Genomic DNA, 13427 nt, shown 5'->3' with positions numbered 1-13427 from the left:
ATTTACGTGTTTGAGTTTAGCTAATTCTTCATTGCTGAGAATCGGCGTTTTCAGCTCAATTAAATGACAGCTTTCCGGTTCCGGTTTGAGCAAATTGCGTTCTGAACCAATTGTCGTTTCCGCAGAAGTGACAATTTCTTCACGGATCGAATCGATCGGCGGATTGGTAACTTGAGCAAAAAGTTGTTGGAAGTATTCATAAAGTAGCTTCGGGCGATTGGAAAGCACAGCCAGCGGCGTATCTGCACCCATCGCACCCACAGCTTCTACTCCATCTTTTGCCATCGGGGCTAACAGCAAGCGCAGTTCTTCAAACGTATAACCAAAAGCCATTTGGCGCTGGATCAATGTTTCCGGTTGCGATTGAGCAACTGACGGCGCATCTTTCAGCTTGGCGATTTCGACCATGTGCTGGTCAATCCACTCTCGGTACGGGTGTGCTGTCGAGATTTGAGTCTTAATTTCCTCATCAGAAATGATGCGGCCTTCCTCCGTATTTACGAGGAACATCCGCCCTGGTTGGAGGCGGCCTTTTGAAAGAATTCGTTCCGGGGCGATCGGCAAAACACCCGCTTCCGATGCCATAATTACTAAGTCATCCTTAGTAATGCAATAGCGGGAAGGCCGCAAACCATTGCGATCGAGAACAGCGCCGATCGATGTACCATCAGTAAATGCGATCGAAGCCGGCCCATCCCAAGGTTCCATCAAGCAGGAATGATATTCGTAGAAAGCCTTTTTCTCGTCATTCATCGACTCGTGGGCTGTCCAAGGTTCAGGAATCATCATCATTACGGCGTGGGGTAAGGAACGCCCAGCCAAATACAGCAATTCCAAAGCGTTGTCAAAAATCGTCGAATCGCTACCATCGATGTTGATTAAATTGGGGATTTTCTTTAAATCATCTCCGAATAGTTCCGACTCGAACAAAGATTGGCGCGCGTGCATCCAATTGATGTTGCCGCGCATCGTGTTAATTTCACCGTTGTGGGCGATGTAGCGGTAAGGGTGCGATCGTTCCCAACTCGGAAAAGTATTCGTACTGAAGCGCGAGTGAACCAGGGCTAAAGCACTTTCCATGTCAGGGTCGTGCAGTTCGGGATAATAATCTCCCACTTGCACCGGCATTAACATACCCTTGTAGACGATCGTCCGACACGACAAAGTGGAATTATACCAGTAAGGGTCTACATTCGTCTGGCGGATCGCATTGTGAGCGCGTTTGCGGATCACGTACAACTTCCGTTCAAAAGCCGCCTCATCGATACCCTCGGCGCGCCGGACAAACACCTGCTGCATAAAGGGTTCGCTGGATTTAGCCGTATCGCCCAAGGACGAGTTATTTGTGGGTACATCCCTCCAGCCGAGCACTTCCTGTCCTTCTTCGGCGGCGATTTCGGCAAAAATGCGTTGTCCGTTTTCGCGTTCAGCTTGGTTTGGCGATGAGTAAATCGCGCCGACGCCATACTCGCCGGCTTCTGGAAGTTGGATATTTAAAGCTGCGGCTGCTTTCTTGAGAAACTTGTGGGGCACCTGCATCAAAATGCCCGCGCCGTCTCCGGTGTTGGGTTCGCAGCCGCAGGCCCCCCGGTGGTCGAGGTTCAACAGGATTGTCAGGGCCTGTTGGACGATTTCGTGGGATTTGTTACCTTTTACGTGTACAATAAATCCGACTCCGCAAGCATCGTGCTCGAACTGCGGATCGTACAGCCCTTGTTTTTGTGGCAGTCCGTTGTTGTTCATTTTGATGTATCTCTCATAGTGGCGAAAAGATTTTGATCTAGAGTAGAGCGTGGGATCGCGATCGATCTAGTATGATGTATTATAGTTGGATTTACTACATTAGGTAGATGTACGAAAAAATCAAAGCTGATGCGATCGATCGAGTGTGCAAAAATAGTTGAAGCTGAGATGTTGTACCATTGTCAGCAACAGGTATCTTGCCTGTTCATAAATAAGTAAAGAATGGCTTGTTGGTAATTAGATGATCGATTGATATTTGGTTTTTTTTTACCGCAGAGGCCGCAGAGAGCGCAGAGGAAGAGAAGAGAGATGGGCAATTCGGATACATTTTGTTGGTAATTAGATGATTGATTGATATTTGGTTTTTTTTTACCGCAGAGGCCGCAGAGAGCGCAGAGGAAGAGAAGAGAGATGGGCAATTCGGATACATTTTGTTGGTAATTAGATGATTGATTGATATTTGGTTTTTTTTTACCGCAGAGGCCGCAGAGAGCGCAGAGGAAGAGAAGAGAGATGGGCAATTCGGATACATTTTGTTGGTAATTAGATGATTGATTGATATTTGGTTTTTTTTACCGCAGAGGCCGCAGAGAGCGCAGAGGAAGAGAAGAGAGATGGGCAATTCGGATACATTGTCGATCGGCTTTTTAAGGGTTCAGAAGATGCTTACCCCACAAGAAAATTTAGTCTTTGTGGAACAGGATTCTTGCCTGTTTTTGAGAAATGAGTTTATCGGATTGTTAGTCCGACTTTATCCTCGGCGTCTGGGTGATATTCTCCACCAGTATTTTGCCTTCTCATCCACGATGAACATTTATGAAAAGTTGCAAAAAGTCGATCGCCTCAAAGTCTGGTTAGATGGATTTCGCCCGCTTTCTCCGACTCTGGTTGCAGAATTGAAAAAACTCTACGATGTGCGGTTCACTTATCATTCTAACGCGATCGAGGGCAATACCTTGACGCAGCGCGAAACAGAGTTAGTCCTAAAAACTGGCATCACTGTCGGCGGCAAAACTCTGCGCGAACATCTAGAGGTTATTGGACATCGAGATGCGATCGACTATATTGAAATGCTAACGCGATCAGATACTGCGATCGGTGAATGGGAAATTAAACAAATTCACAGCTTAATTATAAGGGCGATTGCGCCGGATGAAGCTAGACGTTACCGGCAGTTAGATGTCAAAGCCGCTGGTACCGAATACCTCTATCCGCCTCATTATTTGCTTTCGGATTTAATGCCGGAATTTATCCAATGGCTTAACAGTGATCAAATCAAATCGTTGCATCCACTAGAGTTTGCAGCCGAAGCACATCCTTTGTATCGATTCATCCGTTTCGGGATGGTAACGGGCGTACCGGGCGGTTATTGATGAATCTCCTGCTGTTGCGGGCTGGATATCCCATCGTGATTGTATCAAACCAGGTGCGTGCTGCCTACATTGAGGCGATCGCCCAAGCCCAACAAGACAATTCCGGGATTCATCCGTTATTAGATTTGATTGTAGATGCGGCGCGGTACTCCCTGATCGAAACCCTGCAAATCGTAGCCACCGCCAGCGATAGTCAGAGTCAAGGGCTGCCTTTCTATCAAGAGATGCTAGCAGTTTTGCAACAGCAGCCTCAAAAGCTGGATTAGGATTCATCTCAAATCCCCTGGTATCGCAATTATTCATCTCTCCTCTGCGCCCTCTGCGCCCTCTGTGGTTAAATCATTCCAAAACAACCGTAAACAGCAGCCTCAAAAGCTGGATTAGGATTCATCTCAAATCCCCTGGTATCGCAATTATTCATCTCTCTCCTCTGCGCCCTCTGCGCCCTCTGTGGTTAAATCATTCCAAAACAACCGTAAACAGCAGCCTCAAAAGCTGGATTAGGATTCATCTCAAATCCCCTGGTATCGCAATTATTCATCTCTCTCCTCTGCGCCCTCTGCGCCCTCTGTGGTTAAATCATTCCAAAACAACCGTAAACAGCAGCCTCAAAAGCTGGATTAGGATTCATCTCAAATCCCCTGGTATCGCAATTATTCATCTCTCTCCTCTGCGCCCTCTGCGCCCTCTGTGGTTAAATCATTCCAAAACAACCGTAAATCGTACAAGATGTCCCGTTAAATAAAGAACCAGCCCCCGTAGATGAAGATTTGATGTAGATTCGAGATCACAACCATACCAGGTGACAACAGCTAGAGTTATTTTGCTATGGTTGTTAAGGCAAGTCGATCGGGCAAAGCAGATTTCTCAGTAAAAATGTACAATTTGCTAACCCATCCGTGCAGGTAAGCGCTACCCGCAAAAACCAACATTGTTTACTAGAAACTTAAACCAGTAATCCAGAAGGAGTAAAAACATGGTTCAGACTCAAGAAATTTCTCAAATATCTACTCTACATACACCTATTAGCATCAACGGAATTACCGCCACAGAAATGCGCCCTTGGGGCTCGTTTACAACTCTTGAAGAAGGCCCAGGATATAAAATTAAGCGGATCGAAGTTAATCCCGGACATCGCCTCAGCCTCCAAATGCACCACCACCGCAGCGAACACTGGATCGTAGTTTCTGGTACTGCTAAAGTTACTTGCGGTGAAACTGAACAAGTTTTGTTTACAAATCAATCTACCTATGTTCCTCAGTGCATTAATCACCGCCTGGAAAATCCCGGAGTTATCCCGCTGGTTTTAATTGAAGTGCAGAATGGCGAATATCTTGGAGAAGATGATATTGTGCGCTTCCAAGATGATTATGCTCGGACAGAAAAGGCTAAATAATTCGTAATTGGTAGTTGGAAATTGGCAATTAGTAATTGGTATTTTTTACTTTATAGCTAACGACTAAAAATCAAAAAATATCATAATTACCCCTTGCCAATTCCCAATTCGCCATTCCCAATTCGCCATTCCCAATTCGCCATTCCCAATTCGCCAATTACCGATAATGATTCATCTGAGTAAAACAGCAGCGACAGAAGTAAAGCGCCTCAAGTCCAAGTATCCCAATCCCAATGCTTTGTTTCGTCTGGGCGTGGAATCGAGCGGCTGTTCCGGTTTGTCTTATACAATGGCTTTTGACGGTGCGCCCGCCCCAGAAGACGCTGTATGCGAGTCTGAGGGAGTTCAAATTGCGATCGCCCCCCAGCACTTAAAATATCTCAACGAGCTCACCTTAGACTATTCAGAAGACTTGATGGGCGGAGGTTTCCGATATCACAATCCCAATGCAGCCCAAAGCTGTAGCTGCGGCAACTCATTTTCTGCCAGGTAATAATCAATATGATGACAGTCAAAGACTTAGAAAAAGTCCAAAAAACCTTCAAAGAAGCCGGTCAGGATTACCAACTTGAACTAGAAAGCGGGAAGATTATCATTGTGGGCCCCTCAGATATTGTATCAAGTGAAATAGGTGTAGTTTTCATTTGGCTGCTTGCTAATTGGGTTTATCCCCGCCGTTTGGGTCGAATTTTTGACTCCGCAGGTGGCTTTATTTTGCCTGATGGTAGCCTGACAGCACCCGATGTTTCCTTTGTGCGGGCCGCCCGGATCCGGCAAAGTCCCCGTTATTTCGCAGAATTAGTGCCAGACTTGGTAGTAGAAATTAAATCACAGAGCGATCGCATTAAACCACTCGAAAAAAAGATTCTGAATTTTATCCAACTCGGAGCACAAGTAGGAATTTTAATTGACCCCGATGAAGAAACTGTTACAGTTTACCGTCAGGAAGGTGAACCAGTTGTGCTGGGACATGCCGATATTTTGACAGTATCCGAACTTTTTCCGGGTTGGGAATTGCCAATTTCCGAACTTTGGCCGCCAATTTATACTGAAGCTGAAACTCAAGCATAATTTCGCATTTTAATATAAGTAATTTGAACGAACCGCGAAGACGCAAAGGACGCGAAGGAAGAAAAGAGAAGAGAAAAGAAAGATTTAACAATGGCAAATAAATCCGAACAAACCCAAGATTGGTATAGCGAATATATCGCCACCTACACTTGGGAACAGCGAAAAAACTGGTACAGTCAAATCGCAGATGCCTACAACAAAACCAGACCGCGCTATCCTCAACAACTAATTAATCGCGTCGTGGAATTAGCCCAACTTCCCTCAGATGCAAACATTCTTGAAATCGGCTGCGGCCCCGGAATTGCCACTGTTCCGTTTGCTGAATTCGGCTTTGCAATGCTTTGTCTCGAACCCAGTCAGCCAGCTTGTCAGCTAGCGCGAGAAAACTGTGTAATTTATCCATCTGTAGAGATTAAAAATCAAACTTTTGAAGAGTGGGAATTAGAAGCTGAGAAATTCAATGCTGTACTCGCCGCGACTTCTTTTCATTGGGTGTCGCCGGAGATTCGCTATCAAAAAACGGCCGCCGCACTTAAAGATAAAGGTTTATTAATTTTACTGTGGAATGCCGGAGTTTTGCCACAGGATGAAGTTTACCGAGTTTTGGATGAAGTTTATCAAAATCAAGCTCCGTCTCTAGCAGAATATCATGCAAAAGAAAGAGCTGATCGAGCAGAAAGTATCAAAGAACTCGGACAAAATGTCATCGAATCAGGGCTGTACGAGAATTTAATTTACGAGCAGTTATTGTGTAAAACCACTTACAGTATAGAAGATTATCTGGCACTGTTGCAGACTTACTCTGAGTACATAGCGCTCGACGATAAAAAAAGAACATCATTGTTAGCAAAATTACGGGAAGCACTCGAAAAAAACTGCGGAAATAGCATCGAAGCTTCTTATCTTTCAGCCTTTCACATTGCCAAAAAACTTTAGCACTTTTTCTCTTCTCTTCCTTCGTGTCCTTTGCGCCTTCGCGGTTCGTAAAAAAAACATTATTTACAAATCAGAGGTGGAATTGGTAACAAATTCGGCGACTCTTGTGCCTTACAGCCCTGGGGGAACACCACCAATTTGCAATTAATATCAATTAATCAACAAGGTTCGTAGTGAGGACTTTAGTCCTTCTTTCCGAGGACTAAAGTCCTCACTACAAACCTATTTTAGTGTGGCTGCTGAGAATAACCCACTGCATTAATTGCTGCCACTCAGAAGATTGAGCTAATAAATCTGCATCCAATTCATGGCCCGCATCCTGCGAAAATTCGGTAAAACACTCCGCCCAATTAATTACTGTTTCCACAGGCAAATAAGGCGTATAATTCCAAGAGCGCTGCAAAAACTCTGCCATTTCAACAGGATGACCGGTGCGGTGCAAATACCAAGCAATCCAAACAAATGTACTGTACTTGATTTGCTTTTCTAACAAACGTATTTTATCCGGCAATTCGGGGCGAGCAAAAAAATTGTCCGTGACAGCCGCCAGGGATTTAGCCTGCGGTAAACCTTTGTACATGGCGCTTTGTTCGTGCTGGCGGTAGCAAACTGTTATTTGTCGCAACCACTCTGTTTCGCATCCCATTAAGGCTAAACGCAGCACTAAATCTGTATCTTCTGCCGGAGGGAATCGAGGGTCAAATCCGCCGGCTTGTTCTAACCAATGGCGCCGAAATACCATCGCGCTTGGCAATACTGGTTTCCAGCGCAGCCACATTTCTAAGTCTAATTTAGGCACGTTTTCCCAGGGTTTGACATCTTTGATCGGTTCGCCTATACTGTTTACTTGACGCCAGCCGCTGTGGACTATTCCTATATTTGGTTGCGCTGCAAATACAGCGATTTGTCCTGCTATTTTGTCTGGTAAAAAGTAGTCATCTGCATCTAGAAAGGCGATGAATTCTCCTCTGGCTAGTTCGATGCCGCGATTTCTGGCAATGGAAACTCCTTGATTTTGTTGGTAAATGTAGCGCAGGCGATCGCCATATTGCTCTAAAATTAATCTGGTGTCGTCTCGTGAACCGTCGTCTATAACAATAATTTCCCAGTCACTATAGGTTTGGTGCAGGACGCTATCAACGGCTTGGCCGATGTAAGCAGCGCAGTTGTAAGCGGGAATTACCACGCTTACCTGCGGAGTTCGATCGCTCATAATTAATCATATATATCAAGTTCGATGGATTGTACCATTTTAGATTTTAAATTTTAGATTTTAAATTTTAAAATTTAAGGATTGGGAGTGACTGATGATTATCGAGACCATACTTGTAGCCTGCACCATCCTCTGACGCTACCCAAAAACAGCTACAAGCCGCGAGGCGACAGTCATGGTCAATTCCAAAATGTTAGACTAAATTTTGATGTCCCAAATTTACTGGGCTGCTAGTAAACCTTAAATCTTAAGTCAAAAATTGAGAATCGATGCTGTGCACCCAATCAGCAGCTATCCTGTTTGAGCGTAACTTTTATTTAAGAATTGGCTAGGCTGAGTTGCTGTGAATTGAGTAAATTATGGCGGGGAATTGCCAGAGGGTTGCGATCGCCTTTTACCTTCAAATATTTGTCAGCTATTTGCAACACCTCTTGCGGTTTTGCCGGCTTGCTCAAAAAATCCGAAGCACCTGTAAGTTTGGCTCGCGTGCGGTCAATTATACTGCCTTGACCTGTCAAAAATACGATCGGAGTTTCCCGAAAAGCCGATGTTTTTCGCAAAAAATTGCACAAAGCAAAACCGCTTGTCTTTGGCATCACCACGTCCATAAAAATTAAAGCAGGCCTTTGTTTGGACAGAATGCCCACTCCTTGCATCGGGTCTTGAATTTTTAGCACTCGATACCCTGCTGGTAATAAAATTTGTTCTAAAAATTCGCATACTGTCGGACTGTCGTCGATACAGGCAATCAAAGGCCGCACCGGCCCAATCATCGCCGAAGCAAGGCGCCACTGTTCTATAGGCGAGGGCAAGTCTGGTACTGTTCGGAAATTTACTAAACCCTGCTTCATGTAATTAACTAAAGCGCGAGTTGCCACTGTCACGCACTGTTTTTTCTTAAAAGCAATATCCCAAAGAGTATTCTCGCCGTTAAATACGTTAGCTAAAGCGATCAAAGAATTAGAACTAAATCGATTTTCCTGCAACTGTGCCGACGCTTTTAACAGAGGTGCTTGTTCGGGTTCTACCAACCACAAACCCATGGCTTTCCACTTCTGCCAAATTTGTTCTGCAGAACACAGAATTTGCTCTAATTCTGTTAAAGACAGCAGCAAAGAAGAGGTAATTTTAGAAAAATATTTTTCCGACGGACGCCACTCCCGGCGCAAGCCAGATTGACCGATCAAAGCAAAGAAAACTTCCGAAACGCTGCTTTGGACGATCGCCTTAGCTTGTTCCAAACTCATTTCGCTGGCTCCTACCCCTTGCTGAAGCAGTTGATACTCCCACAATTCTCCAGCATCCATGTCTCTGAGATCCACTTGAAAGTTGCGACAGTGTTGCCCGATCCCCCGATACCAGCGCCTCGCCCTGTGGGATCCCCCTGTGGCATAAACCAAGCAACCCTGAAAAAAGTAAAGTTGCCACTGTTGTTCGCCTTGCTCTAAAAGCAGTTTCCCTGTTGCTTGTTTCTGGCTCAGCACTGCCAGAGTATGGGACAACATTTTGTACCCGATTGCGGTAGCAGACATATCAACTCGCATCCCCTGTACTCCCGTTTTTCCTATTATATAACTGCTGAGTTGTGGAATAAAACAGTAATATTACGGAATTTAGGTTAAAAACAACAACCAACTCTGGGAGTTTAACCCCTCAGGTACTGATTCCCCTCAATAGTTTTAGCCATGAAGATGCCTGCCCTATTTGCACTATTAACTAACCTATAAAATCGAGAATCTAACTAATATAGCAACCGCCAAGAGCGTGAGGAGGTTCTTCATTGCTGAATCAGGGGGCGATCGCAACTTCCTTCTACCTGTTTGCTGAATCCTTATTTTGACCCTCCCCGCTCCGCTACCAGAGAGCGAAAAGTCAACCGCTGTAAGGATTTTAGACATTATACCTGGTAGTGTAACTAATTCTCTGGGCTATCTTTGGGTGGTACGGGATCGTAACCGCCAGGATGAAAAGGATGACAGCGCAAAATCCGCTTAACTGCCATTGAACCGCCGCGGGCCGCCCCAAATCTTTCTATGGCTTCGATCGCGTATTGCGAACAAGTTGGTTGAAATCTACAGGCGTTAGGCAAATAAGGAGAAATCCCCATTTTGTAGCCTCGAATTAATCCGATCAGTAATACTTTCACAATTGTTACCTCAGCGCTTGATTAAATTAATCGCAAAATCTTGTCCCATACCGCTGAAAGCTAGGTGAATCCACAGCATCCCCAGCGGTTCCAGCAATCGAGCTTGCTTGAGATCCCCGGCATCTACAACTTCAAATCCGATGTCTTCCGCAAGATTGGTGACAATTTTCTTTGCATCTGCGTTGTCTCCACAAATAAAAGCAGTTGCTGTTTGCGAACCGAATTGCAAATTTTCAAAACAGCTTGCACCAATATTGTTAAAAGCTTTCACAACTTGCGCTGAACTCGCCCATTTGGCAATTTCTTCTGCCGCCGAAGTTGTGTGTCCGATTGTCAGCCCAGCAGCAAGTCCAGCAGGTGTCAGCTCGATCGGGTTTGTCGCGTCAATAATTATTTTGTCTGTCAAATCTCCCGCAGCGGCGATCGCCTCTTGTGTCCCATTCCAAGGCGTAGCTAATATCAAAACTTGACCGTGACTTGCCGCTTCCCCAACGCTCGCAGCTCGCGCATTTCCCCCTGTAGCAGAAGAAGCAGACTGCACTTTTGCACTCTGCGGATCTCTGACGCCAAACACAATAGAGTGATTTTTTTTAGTTAAAATTCTGCCGAGAGTTGCACCAACATTTCCAGCGCCAATTATACCTATTTTCATTTTTACCTCTGGGATAGCTAAAACACAATTTGAGGAGACAAGATGGTACTTGTATCTGAGGAAGCTACTTGACCGATGCCTAACAAATTACCGTCTCGATCGTAGACTTGCAAGGGATAGGGAGATTGGGGTATTGCGTTTTTGGGGGAATTGTTCGGAGTTTCCTCGGCTGTTATCGCCGTTTCCGGAATTGGGAGGCGCTGTCCTTGAAACCAGCGTTTGGTATATTCAGGAGAAAGGACGATCGCCCCCAAGTGTCCCAAAACCGCCGATGGCAAAATCGGGGTGAATGTATTCTCCTGCAATTGCATTTCTAATTCTGCAAAACTCAGACTTTGGTCGATCGAGAAACCGCTGCTTTCGGTACGAGTCAAACGAGCCAAAGTACCGCCTGCATTCAAGAGTGCGCCCAAGTCCCGGGCGATCGCCCGAATGTAAGTACCCGCCCCGCAGGCGATCGACAAATCTAATTCCGGAAAATCCCCCGGCCGCCAATCCAATATTTCCAGGCTAAAAACCTCAACATTCCTAGCAGCAACTACCACAGTTTCACCTTTTCTCGCTAACTCGTAAAGGCGTTTTCCTGCCACCTGAACCGCACTAAAACTCGGCGGAAACTGCTCGATTTTGCCGATAAAATTCGGCAGTGCAGCTTGCACTTGTGCCAAACTCAACTCCGGTACAGGTTGAGAATGCAGAATTTCTCCTTCTAAATCATCCGTAGCGGTAGTTAAGCCAAACCGAATCGTACCTCGGTAAGCTTTGTGGTGTTGGAGGAATTGCAGCAGTCTGGTTGCTTTGCCTAGGGCGATCGGCAAAACGCCAGTCACAGCCGGATCGAGAGTTCCCCCGTGTCCGACTCGCTTGAGTTTCAACATTCGGCGCACTCGCCCCACGCAGTCGTGAGATGTCATACCCGCAGGTTTATTGAGATTAAGAAAACCGTCAGTAGTCATTAGGAAGAAGTTAGAAGTCATTAGTCAAAAATCATCTTGCCTTCCGAGCGACTTGTCCGAAGAGCGTAGCCGAACCAAGCCAAAGGGAAGTCATCATTCATGAGTCATATCGTGTCCGATCGATTAACCGCACTAAGATTAGTTCTGTTCGTAGTGCGGACTTCAGTCCGCTCTCCGGTTGCGGACTTCAGTCCGCACTACAAACCCTTATTGTTGTGGTAATCGACGGACACGAGATCCGAAGGAAGTTGGGAAACTGATTTTTTAACCCATTTAATGGATTGATGGCATTCCGAAATTTGGTTTCCGTCGCAGTGTACTGGATGCGAACGGATTGATGGCAGAAGCCCGAAAAAAAATGTCATTTTTTGAGATTGCTTTGTTACTGGTCACCCAAAAGTCGTGGATGAGTTTATCAGTTAAAAATTTTTAACTTAAAACTCAAAATTACCGATTCCCGCATTAGAAAATAAAGTCCGCCCGAGCGATTGAAGCAACTCCAAATACAGTAGCCAAGGTTTCCTTATTGCTCGTAAGCTGAATAATTCTACTCGGCGAAGTTCCGGCACCAGCGGAAATGGTAAGTTGGTCAAAAGTAAGGTTGGCACTCAAGCGAATTTTATCATTCCCAGCAATAAAATCTGTAATCAGAACCTTGTCTGTCGAAGGCCCGATCGTAAAAGTATCATTTCCCAAGCCACCAGTCAAAGTATCTCGGCCGCGATCGCCCGACAAACAATCATCGCCAACGCCGCCAAACAGCGAGTCATCGCCAGCACCGCCAAATAGCGTGTCATTGCCGGCGCCCCCCAACAAAGTATCGGTGTCTTGGTTGCCAAACAGCAAATCATTGCCATCATCGCCGCTTACCGAATCAGCATCTTTGCCGCCATAGAGAGTATCGTCGCCCCCGTTGCCAAAAACGCTGTCGCGGCCCGCATTACCGAACAGCAAATCATTGCCGTCGCCACCTAGGATTGAGTCGTCGCCGTCCCCGCCGTAGAGGCTATCGTTTCCCGCCAAGCCGAAAATGCTGTCAGCGCCTCCCAAACCGAATATCAAGTCAGCACCCGCAGTACCGCTGAGCGAGTCGGGGCCGCTGGTGCCGTTCCTGCCACCGCTAGCTGAGCCTCCTGGACTGGTACCCGGGCTGGTGGGGGTTGGGGTGGTGATTGTGATCCTAGCTGGTACTGCTGGTGGCATGGTTTTGAACAGTGGTAGAAATTTGCCATTCTAACTTAGCTTAAAAGTGGAAGTTATCAACTTGCCAGCCATCTCGATCGCAAATATCGATCGCACCAGCGACAGCATCGGATTCCCACAAAAAGCCCTGCACAGTCGAGCCATCCTGCAACGCCAGCGTCCCAATTCCCAACGGCGGCCGAATTTGAGCCACAAATCGACCGAAAGTTTGCGAGCAAACTGCGGACTTCTACAATCTGCAAATCATCATCATAAGTCATCCATCTCAATCGGTTTGACAGCATCAAACAAGTCAAAGAAATCGTCTCTTTCGTTCCTATCTTCTGACAATTGTCAAGTCAACCGTATTTGAATGCAAAACACAATCCCGCTCGCCCTTGGACTACTGAAAATAAAGATATTTCCAATCATCACCATAAAAATATAATTTCCCAAACAAAAAGCGCCCCTATTTCTAGGAGCGCTTTTTGTCAATCAAAAGTTAAAAATTAACCGTTGATGGAAGGAGCAACCAAAGCCACAGGAGTTGTTTCGCCAGCGGCCAAGTCGAGTGGGAAGTTGTGAGCGTTGCGCTCGTGCATTACTTCCATACCCAAGTTAGCGCGGTTGATGACATCAGCCCAGGTGTTGATGACGCGACCTTGTGAGTCGATAATCGATTGGTTGAAGTTGAAACCGTTCAAGTTGAATGCCATTGTGGAAATACCCAAAGCGGTAAACCAAATGCCAACTACTGGC

14 protein-coding genes and 1 pseudogene are annotated in these 13427 nt (G+C 45.9%); 6 read left to right on the top strand and 9 right to left on the bottom strand.

Going from position 1 to position 13427, the window contains the following annotated elements:
* The coding region (locus tag QZW47_RS29880; protein WP_293136257.1) for a glutamate synthase central domain-containing protein at positions 1–1743 on the bottom strand (1743 nt) is incomplete at its 3' end.
* Positions 1744–2405: 662 nt separating this feature from the next.
* Between QZW47_RS29880 and QZW47_RS29875 the strand changes: the two genes are divergently transcribed.
* The 6 genes from QZW47_RS29875 (at position 2406) to QZW47_RS29850 (ending at position 6519) form a co-directional block, all read left to right on the top strand.
* Positions 2406–3116 (top strand): Fic family protein, encoded by a 711-nt coding sequence (locus QZW47_RS29875; protein ID WP_293136254.1) that lies wholly within the window; start codon positions 2406–2408, stop codon positions 3114–3116.
* Complete coding sequence (locus QZW47_RS29870; protein WP_366930957.1) at positions 3023–3382, top strand: Fic family protein; 360 nt, start codon at positions 3023–3025, stop codon at positions 3380–3382. Before QZW47_RS29875 ends, QZW47_RS29870 begins: the two co-directional genes overlap by 94 nt.
* A 710-nt stretch (positions 3383–4092) precedes the next feature.
* Positions 4093–4512, top strand: a complete 420-nt coding sequence (locus QZW47_RS29865) for a phosphomannose isomerase type II C-terminal cupin domain (protein WP_293136251.1) — start codon at positions 4093–4095, stop codon at positions 4510–4512.
* A 166-nt stretch (positions 4513–4678) separates the two neighbouring features.
* Positions 4679–5005 carry an iron-sulfur cluster assembly accessory protein gene (locus tag QZW47_RS29860; RefSeq protein ID WP_293136248.1) on the top strand — a complete coding sequence of 109 codons (327 nt, stop codon included), beginning with the start codon at positions 4679–4681 and terminating at the stop codon, positions 5003–5005.
* Positions 5006–5016: 11 nt separating this feature from the next.
* A complete protein-coding gene (locus QZW47_RS29855; RefSeq protein ID WP_366930956.1) occupies positions 5017–5583 on the top strand; it encodes a Uma2 family endonuclease in 567 nt (188 codons plus the stop codon).
* A gap of 90 nt (positions 5584–5673) precedes the next feature.
* Entirely contained in the window at positions 5674–6519 is an 846-nt protein-coding gene (locus tag QZW47_RS29850) for a class I SAM-dependent methyltransferase (protein WP_293136245.1), read from the top strand.
* A gap of 214 nt (positions 6520–6733) precedes the next feature.
* Here the strand turns inward: QZW47_RS29850 and QZW47_RS29845 are convergent, their stop codons facing one another.
* The 8 genes and pseudogenes from QZW47_RS29845 to QZW47_RS29810 all read right to left on the bottom strand — a co-directional run.
* The gene (locus tag QZW47_RS29845) at positions 6734–7732 is read right to left on the bottom strand and encodes a glycosyltransferase (protein ID WP_293136242.1); all 999 of its coding nucleotides are present in this window, start codon (positions 7730–7732) and stop codon (positions 6734–6736) included.
* 317 nt (positions 7733–8049) lie between these two features.
* The gene (locus QZW47_RS29840; protein WP_293136239.1) at positions 8050–9264 is read right to left on the bottom strand and encodes a response regulator; all 1215 of its coding nucleotides are present in this window, start codon (positions 9262–9264) and stop codon (positions 8050–8052) included.
* 383 nt (positions 9265–9647) lie between these two features.
* Positions 9648–9878, bottom strand: coding sequence for a membrane protein insertion efficiency factor YidD (gene yidD, locus QZW47_RS29835; RefSeq protein ID WP_293136231.1), 231 nt, complete (start codon positions 9876–9878; stop codon positions 9648–9650).
* Positions 9879–9888: 10 nt separating this feature from the next.
* Positions 9889–10530: an NADPH-dependent F420 reductase gene (locus QZW47_RS29830; RefSeq protein WP_293136228.1), complete on the bottom strand. Its 642-nt coding sequence runs from the start codon at positions 10528–10530 to the stop codon at positions 9889–9891.
* Positions 10531–10547: 17 nt separating this feature from the next.
* The gene (gene truB / locus QZW47_RS29825; protein ID WP_293136225.1) at positions 10548–11486 is read right to left on the bottom strand and encodes a tRNA pseudouridine(55) synthase TruB; all 939 of its coding nucleotides are present in this window, start codon (positions 11484–11486) and stop codon (positions 10548–10550) included.
* 462 nt (positions 11487–11948) lie between these two features.
* Complete coding sequence (locus tag QZW47_RS29820; RefSeq protein ID WP_293136222.1) at positions 11949–12689, bottom strand: calcium-binding protein; 741 nt, start codon at positions 12687–12689, stop codon at positions 11949–11951.
* Between the two features lie 40 nt (positions 12690–12729).
* Complete coding sequence (locus QZW47_RS29815; RefSeq protein WP_293136201.1) at positions 12730–12882, bottom strand: hypothetical protein; 153 nt, start codon at positions 12880–12882, stop codon at positions 12730–12732.
* Between the two features lie 295 nt (positions 12883–13177).
* Positions 13178–13427 (bottom strand): annotated as a pseudogene (locus QZW47_RS29810) (photosystem II q(b) protein); the annotation flags it as partial.

The organism is Microcoleus sp. bin38.metabat.b11b12b14.051 (assembly GCF_013299165.1).
In the GTDB taxonomy this organism is placed as follows: Bacteria; Cyanobacteriota; Cyanobacteriia; order Cyanobacteriales; family Microcoleaceae; genus Microcoleus.
The sequence above is the reverse complement of the archived record's forward strand: the minus strand, read 5'-3'. Positions and strand labels throughout refer to the sequence as shown.